The organism is Lujinxingia vulgaris (assembly GCF_007997005.1).
In the GTDB taxonomy this organism is placed as follows: Bacteria; Myxococcota_A; Bradymonadia; order Bradymonadales; family Bradymonadaceae; genus Lujinxingia.
The window spans coordinates 39,250-58,196 of record NZ_VOSL01000043.1; the positions used below are offsets into that span (position 1 = coordinate 39,250).

Annotated in this window: 14 protein-coding genes; 12 read left to right on the forward strand and 2 right to left on the reverse strand. The window is 66.0% G+C overall.

From position 1 onward, the window contains the following. Position 1: 1 nt before the first annotated feature. Genes metG through FRC96_RS08715 form a run of 3 tightly spaced genes read left to right on the forward strand, consistent with a single transcriptional unit; the run spans position 2 to position 4,006 of the window. Positions 2 to 1,978 carry a methionine--tRNA ligase gene (gene metG / locus FRC96_RS08705; protein WP_146974110.1) on the forward strand — a complete coding sequence of 659 codons (1,977 nt, stop codon included), beginning with the start codon at positions 2 to 4 and terminating at the stop codon, positions 1,976 to 1,978. 30 nt (positions 1,979 to 2,008) lie between these two features. Next, the gene (locus FRC96_RS08710) at positions 2,009 to 3,196 is read left to right on the forward strand and encodes a hypothetical protein (RefSeq protein WP_146974111.1); all 1,188 of its coding nucleotides are present in this window, start codon (positions 2,009 to 2,011) and stop codon (positions 3,194 to 3,196) included. Between the two features lie 21 nt (positions 3,197 to 3,217). Next, positions 3,218 to 4,006, forward strand: a complete 789-nt coding sequence (locus FRC96_RS08715) for a TatD family hydrolase (protein ID WP_146974112.1) — start codon at positions 3,218 to 3,220, stop codon at positions 4,004 to 4,006. Between the two features lie 28 nt (positions 4,007 to 4,034). On the opposite strand, the gene FRC96_RS08720 is transcribed toward FRC96_RS08715, so the two are convergent. Further along, a complete protein-coding gene (locus tag FRC96_RS08720) occupies positions 4,035 to 4,520 on the reverse strand; it encodes a hypothetical protein (protein WP_146974113.1) in 486 nt (161 codons plus the stop codon). Positions 4,521 to 4,724: 204 nt separating this feature from the next. Here FRC96_RS08720 and FRC96_RS08725 point away from each other — a divergent pair, with 204 nt between their 5' ends. The 9 genes from FRC96_RS08725 (at position 4,725) to FRC96_RS08765 (ending at position 17,714) form a co-directional block, all read left to right on the forward strand. Next, the gene (locus FRC96_RS08725; protein WP_146974114.1) at positions 4,725 to 6,284 is read left to right on the forward strand and encodes a hypothetical protein; all 1,560 of its coding nucleotides are present in this window, start codon (positions 4,725 to 4,727) and stop codon (positions 6,282 to 6,284) included. A gap of 83 nt (positions 6,285 to 6,367) precedes the next feature. Further along, positions 6,368 to 7,213 carry an ABC transporter ATP-binding protein gene (locus FRC96_RS08730; RefSeq protein WP_230470039.1) on the forward strand — a complete coding sequence of 282 codons (846 nt, stop codon included), beginning with the start codon at positions 6,368 to 6,370 and terminating at the stop codon, positions 7,211 to 7,213. After that, positions 7,210 to 8,922 (forward strand): putative ABC transporter permease subunit, encoded by a 1,713-nt coding sequence (locus tag FRC96_RS08735; protein ID WP_146974115.1) that lies wholly within the window; start codon positions 7,210 to 7,212, stop codon positions 8,920 to 8,922. The genes FRC96_RS08730 and FRC96_RS08735 overlap by 4 nt, the downstream gene beginning before the upstream one ends. A 28-nt stretch (positions 8,923 to 8,950) precedes the next feature. After that, positions 8,951 to 10,456 (forward strand): hypothetical protein, encoded by a 1,506-nt coding sequence (locus tag FRC96_RS08740; RefSeq protein WP_146974116.1) that lies wholly within the window; start codon positions 8,951 to 8,953, stop codon positions 10,454 to 10,456. Positions 10,457 to 10,582: 126 nt separating this feature from the next. Next, positions 10,583 to 11,500 (forward strand): hypothetical protein, encoded by a 918-nt coding sequence (locus tag FRC96_RS08745; RefSeq protein WP_146974117.1) that lies wholly within the window; start codon positions 10,583 to 10,585, stop codon positions 11,498 to 11,500. 90 nt (positions 11,501 to 11,590) lie between these two features. After that, the gene (locus FRC96_RS08750; protein ID WP_146974118.1) at positions 11,591 to 12,427 is read left to right on the forward strand and encodes a hypothetical protein; all 837 of its coding nucleotides are present in this window, start codon (positions 11,591 to 11,593) and stop codon (positions 12,425 to 12,427) included. A 238-nt stretch (positions 12,428 to 12,665) separates the two neighbouring features. After that, positions 12,666 to 13,772 carry a hypothetical protein gene (locus FRC96_RS08755; protein ID WP_146974119.1) on the forward strand — a complete coding sequence of 369 codons (1,107 nt, stop codon included), beginning with the start codon at positions 12,666 to 12,668 and terminating at the stop codon, positions 13,770 to 13,772. A gap of 175 nt (positions 13,773 to 13,947) precedes the next feature. Further along, positions 13,948 to 14,679, forward strand: a complete 732-nt coding sequence (locus FRC96_RS08760) for a hypothetical protein (RefSeq protein WP_146974120.1) — start codon at positions 13,948 to 13,950, stop codon at positions 14,677 to 14,679. 104 nt (positions 14,680 to 14,783) lie between these two features. Then, positions 14,784 to 17,714, forward strand: coding sequence for a hypothetical protein (locus FRC96_RS08765; protein ID WP_230470040.1), 2,931 nt, complete (start codon positions 14,784 to 14,786; stop codon positions 17,712 to 17,714). Here FRC96_RS08765 and FRC96_RS08770 read toward each other — a convergent pair. Beyond that, on the reverse strand, positions 17,697 to 18,854 hold the full coding sequence (locus FRC96_RS08770) for a metallophosphoesterase family protein (protein WP_146974122.1): 1,158 nt from the start codon (positions 18,852 to 18,854) through the stop codon (positions 17,697 to 17,699). The genes FRC96_RS08765 and FRC96_RS08770 overlap by 18 nt on opposite strands. Positions 18,855 to 18,947 lie beyond the last annotated feature (93 nt).

Genomic DNA, 18,947 nt, shown 5'->3' on the forward strand with positions numbered 1-18,947 from the left:
TATGTCGAACTTCTACCTGACCACCCCCATCTATTACGTCAACGGCGCGCCGCATATCGGCCACGCCTACACCACGATCATCGCCGACGCCTTCGCCCGCTACCGCCGCCAGAAAGGCGACGAGGTCTTCTTTTTGACCGGCACCGACGAGCACGGGCTCAAGATCCAGCGCGCCGCCGAAGATCGGGGCGTCAGCCCCCAGCAGATGGTCGATGAGAACTCCGCGCGCTTTCGCGATCTCTTTGAACAGCTCCGCCTCACCCACGACCGCTTCATCCGCACCACCGACGCCGATCACAAGAAGACGGTCGCCGAGATGGTCGCGCGCATGAAGGCATCGGGCGACATCTACCTCGATAAGTACGAGGGCTGGTACGCCGCGGCCGACGAGGCCTACTACGACGAGTCGGAGATCGCCGACGGCAAAGCCCTCGCCACCGGCGCGGCGGTGGAGTGGGTCGAAGAAGAGAGCTACTTCTTTAAGCTGAGCAAGTACGCCGAGCCTCTGCTCGAGTGGTACCGCTGCAACCCGAACGCCATCACGCCTTCGGGGCGCCGCAACGAGGTGGCCTCCTTTGTGGAGGGCGGGCTTCGCGATCTTTCGATCAGCCGCACGACCTTCTCCTGGGGCATCCCCATGCCGGAGGACCCCGAGCATGTGCTCTATGTGTGGGTCGACGCGCTGACCAACTACATCACCGCGGTGGGCGCGTTTGATGATACCGAGCGTTTTGAGGCCTTCTGGCCGGCCGACATCCACTTTATCGGCAAAGACATCCTCCGTTTTCACGCGGTGTACTGGCCGGCGTTTTTGATGAGCGCGGGCCTGCCGCTTCCGAAGCAGATCGTGGCCCACGGCTGGTGGACCAACGACGGCATCAAGATGAGCAAGAGCCTGGGCAACGTCATCGACGCCTTTGAGCTTGCCGAGCGCTACGATCTCGACGTGCTGCGCTACTACCTTTTGCGCGAGATCCCGATCGGCAACGATGGCAACTTCAGCGACGCGCGGGTGGTCGAGCGCAACAACGCGGAGCTGGCCGACAACATCGGCAACCTCGTCAACCGCACCTTCGCGATGGCCGGCAAGTTCATCGGCGGCAGCGTGCCGGCGCCGCGCGACATCACCGAGTCGGAAGACGTGGCGCTGCGCGACGCGGCCTATGCGGCGCGCGACGCCATCGACAAAGCCTTCGACGATCGCGAGCTGCACCGCGCGCTGGAGCACCTGATGGCCTTCTCCAGCGAAGTTAACAACTACATTCAGCGCACCCAGCCCTGGGCGCTCAACAAGGCCGGCAACACCGAGCGTCTGGAGCAGACGCTCTACAACGCGCTGGAGTCCATCCGCTGGATCGCGCTTCTGGCTGCGCCCTTCACCCCGGATGCCTCGCGCAAGATCCTGGCCGGCTTTGGTCAGACCACCGAGGCGCACCTGGACTTCGATACGTTGAAAACCTGGGCCAACCTCCCCGCCGGCACCCCGCTTGAAGCTCCGGGCGTGCTCTTCAGCAAGCTCGAAGCGCCGGCCGAAGAGGATGAAAGCAGCGAGAAAAGCGCCCCGAAGGATCAAAAACCGGCCAAAAAGGCCAAAAAAGACGAGAAAAAGGTGGAAAAGAGCAAAAAGAGCGACGACAGCGAGAGCACCGGCCTGATCGAGTTTGGCGACTTCACCAAAGTGGAAATTCGGGTCGGCGAGGTCCTCACGGCGGAGAAGGTCGAAGGGGCAGATAAGTTGCTGAAGCTCAGCGCCAACGTCGGCGAGGAGGCTCCGCGCACCATCGTGGCTGGCATCGCCAAATCCTTTGCGCCGGAAGAGCTCGTGGGACTGCGCGTGGCGATGGTCACCAACCTCAAGCCCGCCAAACTCTTTGGCATTAAGAGCGAGGCGATGATCCTGGCGGCGAAGACCACCGACGGCAAACTGGCGCTGGCGCGTTACGACGAGCGCGTCGAGGTGGGCACGCGCATCAGCTGACGCGCGTCTCATATTGCATAGGGAGGCGCTTTGACGCCCACACTGGCCCATATCGCCAACTCAGAGGCTCGCCACCGCGAGCTTCTGCGCATTCTGGAGCAGGAGCAGGACTCGCCGGCCGAGCGGCGCGCGCTCCTTCTGGTCTGCCTCGATGATCCCTACCCGCCCGTGCGCCAGGACGCGGCGCGCGGGCTGGGTGCGTTGATGAACGACGAGGTCGTCGAGGCGCTCTTGTCCCTCGCCCGGGGTCAGGCACCGCCTCCCCAAACTCTTGTTTCGCTGGCGCTGCCGGATGGCGCGCTGGACTGGCAGAGCTCGCGCGCAGCGGTGGCTGCACTCGCCGCGCTGCGATTTACCCCGCAGGTCGACCGGAGCGCGGAGGTGGCTGCCGAGCTCCTGGGGGACGCGCGCGCCGACGTGCGATTTCAGGCGCTTCTGACCCTCTACCGCGTGGCGCCCGAGCACCCGACGATTGGCGAGAAGCTCGAAGCGTTGCTCTCCGACCCGGACGCCGAGCTCGCGGCCAGCGCCGCGCAGATCGCCGTGGAGTTGAGGCGCGCCGAGATGTTGCCGGCGCTCTTGCAAAGCTGGCAAGGCGCGCGCGGTGCGGCGCGAAAGGCGCTGGCGGTGGCCGTGGCCGAGCTGGTCGATGCCTGCGAGCTCAGCCCGGAGGCATTGCCCGAGGCCAGCCGGAGCGCGGTGGTCGACGAGCTCACCTCCATGCTTCGTGATGAAGCCTGGGTCGCCCAGGCCTCCCGCGCGCTGGCGATGCTCGATGGCCAGGCCGCCCGCGACGCGTTGCATGCTGTGATTTCACGTTGGTTTGCCCACCCGCTGCTCAAGCTCGACGCGGCCGCAGCCCTCATGGAGCTCGGCGATGGGCGCGGCGACGAGCATCTTGCGGCGTCTCTCGACTCGCGTCGCAACGACGTGCGCGGCTACGCGCTGCGCCTGGTCGGCGTCAAACACCTCGACGCGCACCTCGATCACCTGCTGGAGCTGGCACGCTCCTCGGATTATCACGCCGACACGGCCGTTTTAGCCCTGGCCGACTTCGGTGGAGAGGCTGCCGCCAACACGCTGCGCGAGATCGCTCAGAGCCACGCCGATCCTGAACTTCGCGACCTTGCGCGCGCCGGGCTTGCGCTCGGCCGCGCTCCCGAACCCATCGCCCCGCGACACGCACGCACCGATGCGGACGTTGACGGCGCGCCCTGAACTTTTTCTGTGAGACTTCCTATGACGACGCCCAGACTTTTCGATACCCACGCCCACCTGGACTTCCCGGCGATCTTCGAGAACCTCGACGAGGTGCTCGCCAGCGGTCGCGAGCTCGGTCTGGAGCGAGTCGTCTCCATCGGGGCGAGCCGCGGGCTTGGCTCGAACGTCCGCGCGCTGGAGATTGCGCGGCGCTACGACTTCATTCGCTGCACCGCGGGCATCCACCCGCACGACGCGGCGATGTGCACCGACGAGGTCTTTGAGACCATCGCCACCGAGTTTGCGCGTCTTCCTGAAGTTGTCGCCATCGGCGAGAGCGGGCTGGACTATTATTACGACAAGGCGCCGCGCGAGGTGCAGATCGACGTCTTCCGGCGCTTTCTGGAGCTGGCCAACGAGGTTGAAAAACCCATCGTCATCCACAGCCGCGACGCCGAGGACGATACCGTGCGCCTCCTGCGCGAGACCGACACCACCGGCGGTATCCTGCACTGTTTCACCGGCTCGCAGAAGATGGCCGACGAGGTGCTGGAGCGCGACTTCTACGTCTCATTCTCGGGGATTGTGACCTTTAAGAGCGCACGCAACCTGCTCGACGTGGCCAAAAACGTCCCCCTGGATCGTCTGCTGATCGAGACCGACTCGCCCTACCTGGCGCCGGTGCCCTACCGGGGCAAGAGCAATCAGCCGGGCTATGTGCGCCACACCGCCGAGGTGATCGCCGAGGCGCGTAACATCGCCCTCGATGAGCTGGCCGAGGCCACGTTCGCGAACGCCTGCCGCGTCTACAACTGGCCGGACGAATGACGCCCGAAGTTCGCGTGTGACGGGGGGATCAGGGCTGGCCGGGTGACTTCTTGAGCACGTCGGGAGAGAGCGCCTTCATCGCCGGGCGCGTAGCCTCAGCGAGCTTGGCCTTGCCGGCGGCGGTGAACTCGGCCCACATCGTCTGTCCGCCGTCCATCTCGGGGAAGATGCCGTTAAACGTTTTTTTATCGATGTAGATCACGCCGATGGGCTCAGAGTCGATGGCCTGCCCCAGGACCGACGAGCTCACGTCGGCGGGCGTGGCCATGTAGATCTTGCGCATCAGATCGCTGCAGCGGTGCACCCAGACCGAGCGACGTTTGGCGGGGTTGCCCTGCGTGCCGCCCTTCCCGGCAGAGGAGCCACGGGCGGCGTTATGCGCCCCGCTTCGCGCCTCGGCCACATCGCGCATCACCTGTTTGTACATCTTCTCCACAAACTCGCGTTCGCCGCTGAGCTCCAGGGTGATGCCGCCAAAATCAAAATGAAAGTGGGTCGTGTCGCTCTTCGACATGCGCGCTGGCCTTGCGTCGGGGGCTGCAGTTGAGGGGGCTCCAACGCGATGATGCCCCGCGCAGCCCCCGTGATCAACCCCCCGCGCGAGGGTGGTGACGCTGCCAGGGGTGGCGTGGGTGCCGCGGTTGGCGCACTTCGGGCGATGGTCTACACTTCGTTGCGTCGATGCGCGCCCTCTCTTTCTCCCGCCCGGAGTGCAGTCTTGCGAACCTTTGACATCATTGGTGGCGTGGTCGTCGTCGCCTGGCTGGCGGCTTCGGCGGTCTTTGCGCTGAGTGCCTCCGAGGAAGCCCGAGCGATGGGCTCAGGCACCTTCGACCTGGAAGAAGGCGTCACCTTCATCACGCTGCAGCAGGGGGAGGAAGACCGGGGTGTGATCCGCGAAGAGCGCACGCGTCTGGTCGAGGGCTGGCTGGTGGAGACGAGCGCCTACGCGACCTTCGCGATTATGGGCCAGGTTCAGGGAGTGCACCTCGACTCGAAGGTCTCACTTGACGACGATCTTCGCCTGCGCTCGGCCTCTGGCGAGGTCGAGGCCTTTGGCATGCACCTGCGGGCGCTGGCGAACTACACCGGGGAGGCCTTTGACGTGACGCTCTACCTCGATGGGGAGCAGGAGCGCTTTACGATCCCGCTGGACGCCCCGCCGGAGCTCGTCGGCCACGCCATTCCACGGCTGATGGCCAGCGGCGAGCTTGAGCCGGGCGCGACCTATGCGCAAGACTTCATCGATCCGATGACGCTCGCCCCCACCGACCTCTCGCTGCGCTATGTGGGCGAGGAGACCATTCGTCACTTTGGCGAGGAGGTGGAGGTGCACCGGTTTGTGCAGGCGATTGGCTCGCAGTACCTCGATGTGCTGGTGGATGGGCGTGGCGAGGTGGTGCAGCAGGGCTTTCCCTTCCGTATCCGCGGCAGCCGGCTGCCCGAGGCGCTGGCGAGCACGTACTTCCGACGTGCCGAAGAGGCTTATGAGGCAGCGCCCCGAGAGCGCCCGGACTTTCTGAAAGGGGTCAGCGCCGGCGACCTGCTCACGATGGCCAGCTACCTGGGTGGCGGTCAGATCGAGGCGCTCACCGGCGCCGAGGATGTCTCGGAGCTCAACCTGCGAGAAGTTGGCCTGCAGGGCCTCGATGATCGCAGCGGGCTGGCCCTGGAGTCGCCCCGCCAGCGGGTGATGCTGGAGACCGACGAGGAGTTCGTGATTCAGGTCGGGCCCTTAAACCCGCATTGGGCTGGCGAGGCGTGGAGCGAAGCGCCGGAGGTGGCGCTGCCTGAGAAGCTCCCCGCCGCCATGGAGGCGATGGCCCGGGCGCTTGCCACCGACGATACGGAGCAGCGCCGCCAGGCGCTCGCTGCGCTCTGCACGCTGCGCGATGATGAGCGCCCGGTGCGCTGGCCGGAGCCGGGCGACGGGGCAAACGCCGCGTCCTCACTTGAGGATCTTCAGGCAGCGCTGCTGGCCGCCGACGGCGCGCTGCCAGCGACCCGGCCGCAGGGCTGCCTGGCCGCGGTGCATCTGGCCGCCCGTCACGCCGGCCACGACGTGCGCCTGGCCCACGGGCTCAACTTCGGCACGGAGGGCTTTCTGGGGCCGCGCATCTGGCTTGTGGCCATCCGCCAGGACGGGACCCGCTACGAGATCGATCCGCTGCGCGCGGGCAAACTCGGCGCCGACCACCTGCAGCTCTTCCTGAGTCCCACGCTCGAGACCCCGCGCATCTTCGATCTCTTTGAGAAGGCGCAGGTCGCCGGTGGCTGAGTGCTTTGTGTTTCGATTTGACCCCACTTTCATTTGACGCTGTTTCGATCTGACCCCGAGTGCGACTTCTTCACGAGAGCATTATGAGCACCGACCCTGTGGCATCATCGCCCCTCCCCGAAAGCTCGCCAGACGACGTGATCGTGCGCGTGCGCGGGCTGCACAAGAAGTACGGCGACTTCACCGCTGTCGATCATATCGACCTGGATGTGCCCCGTGGCGAGGTGTTCGGGGTGCTCGGGCCCAACGGTGCGGGAAAGACCACCACGCTGCGCATGATCACGGGCCTTATCGCCCCGGATCGTGGCGAGGTGATCATCGACGGCCACGATCTGGGCCGCGCGCCGGTCGATGCGCGGCGCGTCACCGGCTTTATCCCGGATCGCCCCTACGTCTACGACAAGCTCACCACGCTGGAGTACCTGCGTTTTATTGGCGGGCTCTACAAGATGAAGGCCAACCATGTGGCCGCGCGCATCGAAGAGCTGCTCACCCTTTTCGGGCTCAAAGAGTGGGCCGACAGCCTCATTGAGAGTTTTTCGCACGGGATGAAGCAGCGCCTGGTCTTCTGCGGCGCGCTGCTCCCCGAGCCCTCGGTGCTGGTGGTCGACGAGCCGATGGTTGGGCTCGACCCGCGCGGCCATCGCCTCATCAAGAGCCTCTTTCGGGAGCTTGTGGCCGACAAGAAGATGTCGATCCTGCTCTCGACCCACACCCTGGAGGTGGCCGAGGAGGTCTGCGACCGCATCGTGATCATCAACCACGGTCGCATCGTGGCGCGCGGCTCGCTGGGCGAACTTCGACTGGAGTCGGGCCAGACCGACGGCAACCTGGAGCAGGTCTTTCTACGCATCACCGAAGAGTCGCAGGCCGAGCGCGACCAGGCCGTCGCCGAACGCTTTGGCCATGAGCCGGGAGAGCGCCCGTGATCCTCGATCTTATCGGCATCAAACTGCGCATGGTGCGCGGCACGCTGCGCTCCGATGAGGGCCGGCTGCGCGGTCCTTTCTTTGCGGTCTTAAGCCTGATGTTTGCCGCGGCGCTCTTTCGCTCCGGTCATTTCATCGTCACCCAGTCCTTGATGCTGGAGCCGGTGGGCGAACTTCTGGTGCAGCGCCTGCTGGCGATCACGCTGCTGGTCTTCTTCGGGCTGCTGGTCTTCAGCAACATCGTCACCTCGTTCAGCTCGTTTTATCTGGCCGACGATCTTGAGTTTTTGATGGCCCAGCCTATCCCCAAAGACGCGATGTTCACCTCGCGTTTTCTGGAGGCGATGCTGCAGTCGAGCTGGGTGATCATCCTCTTTGGCGTGCCGCTCTTCTCGGCGATTGGCTACGGGATGGGGGCGCATTGGAGTTTTTACCCCTACCTGGTGCTGGTGCTGATCCCCTTTGTCGCGATCCCTACCGGGCTGGCGTCGATCCTGGCGCTGCTGGTGACAAACATCCTGGCGGCCAACCGCACCCGAGACGCGGCACTCTTTTTCGGGCTGGTGGGTTTTGCGACGCTCTTTGTGGTGATCCGCTCGGTGCAGCCCGAACGCCTGCTCAACCCGGAGAGTTTTGACTCCATTGGCGAGTTGATGAGGCTGCTCTCGGTGCCGACGACCTCGTATCTACCGAGCGATTGGGTGATCAACATGCTCGCGCCGATGCTTTTTGGCACGCGCGGGCAGTGGATGTGGTCGGCGACCTTTCTGGCGCTCACGCCCCTGGCGCTCTACTTCATCTCGGCCTGGCTGCACCGCCCGCTCTATTTTCGAGGTTACACCAAAACCCAGGAGGGGCGGCACGGGGGCGGTCTGATGACGATCGCGCGCAACTGGGCGGTGGAGCGCTCCCGTCGGGCTGGCGGCGACTACCATGAGCGCATGGCGAAGCTGCGCGCGCTTGGCGAGCAGCCGCTCTCCTCGTTAAAAGCCCTGGTCCATAAGGACCAGGCCGTCTTTATGCGCGATGCCAGCCAGTGGTCGCAGCTTTTGATTGTTGTGGCGATCATCATCATCTACCTGGTGAACTTTAAATACTTTGAGATCGCCGCCAACGAGGCGCTGCTGGGTGATGTGGGGCTGTCGTTTTTCAACCTGGCGGCGTGCAGCTTTGTGACGGTGACGCTCTGCGGGCGTTTTCTCTTTCCGGCGGTCAGCGTGGAGGGGCGCAGCTTCTGGCTGATCTTGCAGGCGCCCATCTCGCTGGAGCGTTTTCTGGTGGGCAAGTGGCTGGGGAGCCTGGCGCCGATTGTGATCATCGGACAGCTCCTGATCTGGTCGTCGAACCTTCTGGTGGGGACGCCCTTTCTGACCTGCCTGTTGAGCGGGATTCAGATCCTTGTCATCACCGTGATCTGCGCGGCGGTGGCGGTGGGGATGGGCGCGCTCTACCCGCAGTTTCATAACCCGAACGCCGCCAAGATCGCGTCGAGCTTCGGGGCGGTGATTTTTATGATCTCATGCATCTTTTTGACCTTGATGCTGCTGGGGATGTGGTTCTATCCCTCGATGACGATCACCCAGCCCGAACGCTTCGGCTCACTGAGCTTCGGGCTGTGGGCGATTGCGGCGCTGGGCATTGTGATCGCGGCGTTTACACCTGTGATCGCGCTGAAAGCCGGCGCAAGCTCGCTGCGCGCGCGCTTCTAACGATCTTCCTGAGCAGTACGGACACCCCATGAGCACGACCCCTCGCCAGGCGCCCGCCCGCATCAAGTTGGCCGCGGCGCTTATGCCCGCGGCGCTGACTCTGGCGCTGCTGGGATTGAGCCTGATGCGCCAGGACGCCACGTGGTGGCGGGTGGCCTACGGGCGGTTGATTTCGGCTTACGGACGCATCCCCGACCAGGAGCTCTTGGTATTCACGGCCCCCGAGGGCACCGGCTGGCTGGATACCAGCTGGCTGGCCAGCGTGGCGATCTTTCGGCTGGTGGACTTAGGGGGCATTGAGGCCGCGATGGTCACGCGCAGCGCGTTGGTGGCGCTGGCGGTAGCGATGGTGGGGTGGGCCGCAGCCGAACGCAGCCCACGCCCCGCGTCGTTGCTCAACGTGGCGTGGCTGGGGGTGCCGGCGGCGGTCTTCTTCTCGGCGGTGGGGCCCGAATCTCTGGCGCTACCGATCGCATGCGCGGGGCTTATCGCCGCCACACGCGCGTTGACCCGCGAGCGCCCCGGCCTGCTCGCTACGATCGTGGTGAGCGCGAGCGCCTTCGCGTTGGTCAACCTCTCGCTTCCCGCAGCGCTGGTGATGATGGCCACCGCGCTGGCGGTGGGTGCCTACGCCTGGAAAACCGGAGCGAAGCTCGGCGCAGCCCTCGCTTTTGCCGGCGCACTTCTGGCGCCGCTGGCAAGCCCGCTGGGCTTTGGGGTGCTGGCGCATCTTACTAAAAGTCCCGCGCTGCCTACCTATCTGCCCGGGCCGCTCAGCGTGACCCTGTCGCTGAGCACCGGGGCGGTGGGGCTGGCGCTTTGGGCGCGCTACGCCCGCGCCACACAGATGCCCCTGGCCGCAGCGGCCGCACAGGCCCTGCCCGCCTTCCTGCTCACGCTGTGGGCGAGCATGATGCCGGCGATGATGCCGCTGCAGCATCTGGCGTTGGTGCTCTTGCTGGCGCCCGCGATCTCGCCAGCTGCCAGGCCAGAGCTTCGCCGCCCCACCCTGGCGTTGCTCACCTCGGTGCTGCTGCTCGCTGCCGCCGTGCTCACCCAGCCCGCGCTGCCCTGGCACGCCGACTTGACCACCCGCGTTCACGCTGACGCGCGTCAGGCCATCCCGATGCGCGGGGTGGTGCCCGACGACACCCCGCTGGCCTGCGGCGAGTTGTTGCGCCGCGCCGGCAAAGAGCTGCGCGTCTTCAACGATCCCTCCCTGGCCGGCTATCTGGCCTATGCGCTGTGGCGACCCGAGCGCATTGAGCCCATCCTCTACGCCGACGCGCGTGACCTGAGCACCGAGACCGCCACCTCGCTCTACGAGCTCGCGCGCGACCAGCCGATTTTACGCGGCGTGGCCCAGCAGGAGAACATCAACGCGGCGGTGATCCGCCCCGACGCCCACCCGGCCACCTTCGACGATCTTGCGGCCGACCCCACCTGGGCCCTGCTCGCCGGCGATCGCGACCAGCCCGTGGCGTGTTTTCTCAAGGCCGCGCCGGCCTATCCAGGCACCTGGGTGATGCCTTAACGTACGGGGGCAGCCGTGGTGAGGCTGGCACGGCAAAACGCCCTCTGGTAAGGCTCTGCGTCCCCTGTGAATGAACCCCGGGTCTGCCGCGTTGGTCGGCGATGCCCATGTTGAGCCGGAGCCCTCATGCGTCGCCTCGCCATCTCGCTACCCCTTGTTCTGAGCGCCACCTTTAGCCTCGCGGCGTGCTCCGACGGCGAGGCCAGCCGCGCCTGCACCGAAGCGATCAACTGCTTCGCTGGCGAGGTCTGCTACGCCGGCTTTTGCACCCCGGACCCCGGCAGTGAGGCCGATGCCGAAGATCCCGACGCGTCGGAGGATGCCGACACGCCGGATGCGGATGCTCTCGATGCCGATGCGCCGGATGTCGACGATCGCGATGTTGACGATCTCGACGCGGACGAACCCGACGCCAATCAGCCTGACGCGGACGAACCGGACGCCGAAGATGCCGATGTCGACGATCCCGACGCGGACGAACCGGATGCCGATCAGCCTGACGCAGATGAGCCCGTCGACGACGACCTCTATGCGATTGAAGTGACCTGGGAAAACGCCGAGTGGTCCGAGGGCGATCCGAACCTGGATATCGACCTCCACTACTGCTTGCAGGGCGCCGCGGAGTTTGAGCAGAGCATCCGCACCGAGCTCTGCATCAACGACCAGAACACGAGCGACACCTGGACGATCGCAGGCACCGACGTGGAGGTTCACCAACGCGCGAGCACATTCCGCATGCCGGGGCCTGAGCGCGTGGAGCACACGTACATTGAGGCGGACACCATCACCTACGTGGGTGTGCACAGCTTCAACTACGAGGGGATTGACCGCCTCACCGCGACCCTGCGTGTACGACGCGGCGACACCGTGATTTACGAGGACCAGCGCGAGGTTATCGGCTACGGCGCGGTATGGTTCGCGGCGCATATCGTGTGGAGTTCGTTGGGCCCGCCGATCATCTTCGAAGGCCTCGATTGCACCGAGAATTGCGTCGGCGATGGCTTCTACGCGATGCCCGTTCCCCTCCCTCAACCCGAGCCCTGAGCACCGCGCCTGGTCATGGCCGGAAACCCTCGTTCAAAGCTACGTATGAAGTCGTTTTTCACATCGGGTAGGACTGCGCTGCTACTTCTCATGTCTCTGCTCTTCGGCGCGCCAGTCGCAGCCCAGGCGCCCTCCCCTTCGCCACCCGGCTGGCTGGACGCCTGGCAGGGCGTGGAGCGTCTGGAGGTGCGACGCTTCGTGGAGACGCAGGTGGAAGGCGGCGATGGCGAGGATCATCTTCGCGTCTGCGAGATCGTCTTTGAGATCGAGACCGACGCCCGCGGACTGACGCTTCGCCCGCAGCGCGACGACGCGCTCTTTGAACCGGTGATCGATCCGCAGCTTTTCCCCGGGCGCGTCGAGCGCCTGGGCTGCCTTGTGCCCACGCTGCGGGTCGACGCCGGCGGTCGGGTCAGCGCCCCCGACGCCGCCGCGATCGAGGCGAAGGTGCGCGCTCTTTTTGAGCGATTCATCGCCGCGCAGCCCGGACGAGACGAGCAGGCGCGCGTGCGCGCCCGCGTCCGCGGAAGTCTGCAGAGCCTCTCAACGCCCGCGCTGCAAGCCAGCGCCCAGACCTGGTGGTCGATGCTGGGAGCGCGCCCCTCAGACTTCGCCGCCGCGGCGCTGCACCGCTCGCCCTGTGTGATGCCTTCCCCGCCCACAACGCTCTGCACGCAGGCGCAGAGCGAAGAGGTCCTCGACCTGACCCGCTCCATGACGCAGATGTATGAAGGCGCGGGCTTTCGGCTGGAACGGGCGCTTGCCAACCAGCAGGCCACGGTGCGATTTCGCTCCGATCAGGCTCCCCCCACGACCTACGTGCGACGCATCAGCCAGGCTCAAGATCTGGTGCACCGCTACACCGACGAGAAGGCGCGCATCACCGCGACAAACCTGGAGTTTTTGACGATCCACGTGGTGCGCTGACGCGCCCTGAACGACCGCGCTAAGCGTTGTTCGAACGCGCACACCCGGGAGCCTTCCTTTCGCGGAGTTCGGATGCCGCGTCGCTGTGATTACATTTAGTCGGAGAGTCATGGGGGTATCGCGGCTCGCCGGCGCCAGTCGCCGGCGAGCGGGGCCCCGATGAGGTGATCTCGAAGATTGGGGGGGACGGTCGCTGCACCGATCCCGTGACGCGACACAAGCGATGGCGAGGTGCGCAATGCTCGAAGAACCCGAGGGGCCCGGACCGCAGGAGACACGACGCTTAATCGGCTGGATGATCATCGCCCTGACCTGGATCTTGCTCGCCGGCGTCAGCCACGCCCAGGCCCAGACCACACCGGACGCGCCTCCCGACGAGGCCCGGGCCAGCGCCGCCGACGGCGCCACCAATGACCCCGATGCGCTGCGCTGCTTTACCTGCACCGAGAACTGCGAGGCACAGGGGGTCGCCGAGGGGGAGCGCGTCTGCACAGGCGCCGAGGGCCTGGTGGAGCCGATTCCCGCATCGACTCCTCAGGGCAGTCTGATGGCGCAATCCACCGCCGGCAGCCCATCGCCCGACGTGGCCGTGATCCCCTGGCGCTGGCGCCCGCGCGTCGACGCGCTGGTCACGAGCCTTCCCCTTGCTTCCGACCGCCTGGAGCGCCAACTTTCCGGCGATCTCAAAGCGATGAGCGACTGCCTCAACCCGCGCTCCTACCGCCCGGAACCGGCGATGCTCGTCGAGCTACGGGTCTCCGACGAAGGTCACCCTCTGGCCGTTCGCGGCACGCCCAAAGAGATGCCCGCCGACGACGCGCGCTGCATGCTCAAAAAACTCTGGAACCTCACCTTCGAGCTCCCCGCAGAGCCCGACTTGAGCCTGCCTGAGGGCCCGGTCTACACGCTGAGCTACCGCCTGGGCTTTGAGCTCGTGGCCACCGAACCCCGCCCCGGCCAGACCGCCGATGTGCTCATCGAAGGCTTCCGCTGGCAGGGGAGCGCCACCGACGCTGAGAGTTCCCTGCCCGCCGCGCTGGCCCGCCAGGCCGGCGCGCTGAGCGCCTGCGCCGGGCAGCTTCGCTCGCAACTTCCCCTGGACCTGGTCGTGGCCGAGGTGCAGATGGGGTGGCCCACCACCCCGGCCGAGGGCCCGGTGCGCCCCTCGACCCTGGATCTGACGCTGAGCAATGAGACCGGCCCCGATCACCCCTCCGATGAGGCGCTGCACTGCATGCAGGAAGCGCTGCTGGGCTGGGAGCTTCCCGCAGACGAAATCGCCCCGGGGGGCAGCGCGAGCTTCTTTGTGACAATTCGCCCCGAGGGCTGGATCGGCAGCCAGTGACGCATGACGCAGGCGCTCCGCCGTGTCGTTCTCTCCCTCGTTGTTCTGGAGCGCCCAACGCCCATCGCATCGAGAGGTAGAGCCCCGCGCCGATCGGAGCACGACATGCGCGTTGCGCTGCGCCCCGGCTATGTGTCAGCTTCGTTGACTCTCGCCAACGCCCGGAGCGCTCCCGATGTTAGACGTCTTTTCAGAAACCTTCGGCCTGAACGGCATTCAGGTCTTTTTGATCCTTTTCATTTTGCTGATGTGCGCCGTCGTCGCCCTCTTCGCGATGATCATCGAGCATATGGCAAAGTCCGCCTGGACCAACGCAGCGGATGCGATGGGACTCAAGCTGAGCGGCGACTCGCTGAAAAACTACCGGCTCGAAGGAACCTACCAGGGCATGGATCTCCAGATCGTGGCGCGCCATGAAAGCGAGACGGTTCGGACCCACAACGCGTCGAGGACCATCCACGCTTACTTCGTCGGCGTGAACGTCGGGCTAAGCCCGGCCTGGCATCACTTCGGGCGCATCCACAAGAAAAAGCCCGAAACTCTGCATAAAAGTAACGTCCCGAGCTTCTTAAACGCACTCTCACCCAACCGCTTTGACGATGAGCTGCATATGCACCTGGAGCCCGACGCCGCGATGAAGCGGCTCTTTGCCGATGACGAGGTGCGCGAGAAGCTGCTGAAGACGAGCCTGAAAACCGGCAACCTGACGATCTTTAACGGCACGCTCCTCATCGAGCATAAAAAGCGGGTGCTCGACGCCGATCTTCTCAAAGCTTATGTCGACGACGCGCTGGCATTGGCGGAGCTTCTGGAGAGCCGCTTGCAGCGCTACCAACCCACCCCGGGTGCCGCGCCCGCCGTGGCACCTTCACCAGCGCCGGTCGATGAGCGGGTGACCTACTGGTAGCGCGCGGTATGCTTTCAACGCGCCGGGCGCGCTGCTACAACCTCCGGGCTATGCTCTTACGCCCTTCCCATGCGCCCGGGCGCACTCGACACCTTCTGGCAGTGATGCTCCGACTGTGGATGCTCGCCATCCTCATCGGGGCGAGTGTGGCGACCTTTGCTTCGCCGAGCGCGCACGCCCTCGACGATCCGGAACGTGACTACTTCACGCTGACCACGCCGCACTTTTACATCCATTACGACGATCAGACCGAGGCGCTGGCGCGCCGCGCCGCGGTGGCCTTTGAAGAGGCGCACCTGATCCTGGCGCCGACGCTCGACTGGACGCCTCGCCATCGCACCCACGTGGTGGTGACCGACCGCATCGACTCGGCCAACGGCTTTGCGCGGGCGTTCGGGCGCAACTTCATTACGATCTACGGGATGCCCCCGGAGGCCGACAGCGTGCTCGGCTACTTCGACGACTGGCTGCGCGTGCTCGCCTACCACGAGTACGTACACACCCTGCACATCGACACCAACCCGGGGCTCTCGCAGTGGGTCAACCGCATCTTCGGCAAACAGTTTCACCCCAACGCCATCTTGCCCCGCTGGTACACCGAGGGCATCGCCACCTACTTTGAGACGACGCGCGCGGGCACAGGTCGCGTCGACAGCCCGCTCTTCTCGATGTGGCTGCGCACCGCGGCGCTCGAAGACGAGCTCTTTACCCTGGGACAGTCCACGGGCCTGCCGGTGGCCTGGCCCTCGGGCAGCGCCGCCTACCTCTACGGCGGCTTTTTTGCCGAGTACATCGCGCGACGTCATGGCGAGTCATTCATCCGGGATTTTAACCACCTCTACGGCAAACGCGTCATCCCCTACGCGCTCAACCGCAGCGCGCGCGAGATCAGCGGCGAAGGGTTTGACGAGCTCTGGGCGGGCTTTATGGCCGAGGCTCAGGCCAAAGCCTGGGCGCGCCAGGCGCTGACGCGCGCGCAGGGCGTCAGCCCCACCGACCTTGTGACCCGCGGGGGCGGTCGCCATCAGTACCCGACGTTGCGCCCCGGCGATCGGCCGGAGATCACGTATTACGCCGCGGCGGAGTCCGCCCACCCGGTCTTCGCCGGCGTACGCGCCGGGGGGCTTAAGCCCCGCTCGCTTCGCGAGGCCGAAGGCGCCGCCGGCCCCTCGGCCTGGACGCCCGACGGCCACACGCTCATCTACTCGCGCTCCGATAGCTTTGAGGGCGTCTACACCTTCCAGGATCTTTTTGCCTACGACGCCCGAAGCGGCCAGACCCGCCGCCTCACCCGGGGCGACCGCGCCCGCGAGCCGGCGGTCTCACCCGATGGCACGCTTGTGGCCCATGTGCGCAACCGCCGCGGCACCATGGAGCTTGTGGTGCGTCCGCTCGATGCGCCCTCACAGGAGCGCGTGCTCGTCTCCGGCCTGCAGCATCCTCCCGAGGATGACGCGCACTGGCAGCAGATCTCGCGGCCGATCTTCGGCCCCGGGGGCAACACGATCATCTTCAGCTGGTGGCGCCTCGACCTGCGCCAGCGCGACCTCTGGGAGGTGAACTTGAGCGACGGCGCGCTGAGACAGCTCACCGACACCGCCGCCCATGAGCTCGATCCGCACCTCGGCCCCGACGGCCACCTCTACTACGCGGCGGACACCGGCGGGGTGTTCAACATCTTCGCGCTGGACCTTGAGACGCTGGAGCGCTGGCAGGTCAGCAACGTCATCACCGGCGCGTTTTCGCCGGTGGTCACCCCGGACGGCGACTTCATCTACGTGAGCCTGTACACCGCGCGCGGCTTTGAGATCGCGCGCCTGGCACACCCTCACACTCGCCAACACGAGCCGGCGCAGAGCGTGCGCCCGCGCCCGCCGATCGCCTACCCGGAGCCCGAGCTCGATCTTCAGCCCAGACCCTACCGGGCCGCGCGTTGGATGGCGCCGCTGACTCTTCTGCCGGATGCGGGCGTGCTGCGCGCCGGCGCGGGCCTGGGCGCCACCCTCGAGGGCTATGATCCGCTGGAGCTTCACAGCTACACGCTCAGCGGAGGCGTGACCACGGCCGAGGGCTTTGAAGATCCAGGCGCCAACCTGGGCTTTGTCTACCGCTACGGGGGGCTCCCCTTTAACCTCACCCTGCTCGGGCGGTTTTCGGACTACCCGCGCGCCCGCTCACTCATCGCCGAGAGCCGCTATGTGCCCTTTTTGGAGCGCCAATACATCGGCCAGCTCGGGCTCTCGTTTCCGCTGCGTATCCTCTCGGAGCGGGTAAGTTTTACGACCAACTACCGCGCCGAATACACCACCTTCAAAGAGAGGCCCCGGGTGACCCCGGAGCCCGGCGACATCCGCCCCCGCGAGCCCCTTCTGGGCTGGTTTAACGAGCTCTCGTTCGGGCTCTCCTACAGCCGACTTTTTCGTTATGCGCGCTCCATCTCGGCCGAACGCGGCATCTCGATGAGCGCCTCGGTGGGGGTGCAGCACCCGGCGCTGGGCCACCAGTACAACGCGCTGACCTTTGGCTACGCGCTGAGCGCCTTTCACCCCAACCCGCTCATCGACCGACACGTCTTCGCGCTGCAACTTCGCGGCGCGCTCACCCGCAGCGCCAGCGGCCCCCAGCGCCAGTACGCCATCGGCGGGTTGAGCCCCCAGGAGATCTTGAGCGCGGTGGTCTTCCAGGAGCCACGGGTCGGCTACCCCATCCGCGGCTTTGCTCCCGGGGTGCAACGCGGCCAGCAGTACCAGCTCGCGAAGCTGGAGTACCGCTTCCCGATCCTCGATCTCGATCGCGGCTTCTCCACCCTTCCCCTCTTCTTTCGTCAACTCAAAGGCCAGCTCTTTGTCGACACCGGCACCGCCTACAACGGCTACCTGGCCGACGCAGATGTTCTCACAGGCATCGGCGCCGAGCTGCAGGTCGATGCCATCCTGGGCTACTACCTCAGCAACAGCCTGCGCCTGGGCTACGCCCGCGGGCTTGGCCCCGAGGGCATCACCGATCTCTACCTGCTCTTAGGCGCCGCCTTCTAAGCCACCCCAGACCCGGCGCTCCGCCTGCCCCTCGGCCTCGTCCGGCTGCACATCGTCACGCCAGATTTTGCGACGCCCCTCTCCCACCGAGCGCGGCAACTCCTCGCGGGGCACCACCTCCTCAAAACCCTCCCCGCGGTACGCCTCTACCGAGCGCAGCCCCTCGGCCCCGTAACGCACCAGCGCCACCGAGCGGTCGCTCACCCGCTCCTCGCCCAGAAGTTTGCGCGGCCCCGCCCCGATGCACGCGCTGTGCAAAAGCCCCAGCTCCCCGCGCTTTCCGGGGTAATACGCATGATGATGCCCGGCCACATAGAGATCGACCTCGTGGCGCAAAAGCAACGCCTCCAGCGCCTCGTCGGCCAGCGTCTCGTCCTCTTTGCTCTGCGCCACCGGGTGCAGCGGAAGATGCCCGAACACGATCTTCGTGGGCAGCTCCGAGTGCGCCTTAAGTACCGCCTCCAACCACAGGCGCTGCGCCTCATCGATCGGTCCGACCGTCGTCGCATCCAGCGCCACAAAAAGCGCCGGCCCCACCTTAAACGCGTAATAGAAAGGAAAGCCGCTCGTCTCGACCATCTCCACCGCCGGGGCGCGATCCTGCCACTCGCGGGCAAAATGCACGCGCTCCTCCCAGAACGCCGGCGAACCGGAGGCGTCGTGGTTGCCTGGCGAGATGGCAAAGGGGATGCCCGCGCGGGCAAGCGGGCGCGTCACGACCTCGTGAAAGGACGCCCACATCGCCCGGTGGTCGAGCCCTCCTCGCTGCCCGGCGACCATATCCCCCGGGCTGATCACCACATCGGGGCGTACGTCTTCGCTGAGCCAGGCCACCGCCCGATGCACCTCATCGCCGTACTCCGTCGAGCCGTAGGCGCCGTTAAAGTCCGAGAGCACCGCCACCGTCCACGCCCGGTCCTCACCGGGTGATGCGTCTTCAGGCGATGCCTCAACCTCTCGGGTATCCTGCACACCCTGCCCACCGGAGACCCCGTGCTTAGCCTCATCGGCCGCCGTGTCTGGCGCGGCGTCGGCACCTGCGGCCTCGTCGGCGGGACGCACCGGCGTGCCGCCCATCGCGGGCATCGCCAGCAAGATCCCTCCCAGGGTGGCCGCGGCTAGAATGAGCTCTCTGCGCATGATATCGCTTGGTCAAAAGGACGTCCCGACTTCCGGCGCGATTGTTGAGGCCCTCCTCCCCCCTGTCAAAATTTCTCCCCCTTGAGCACGAGG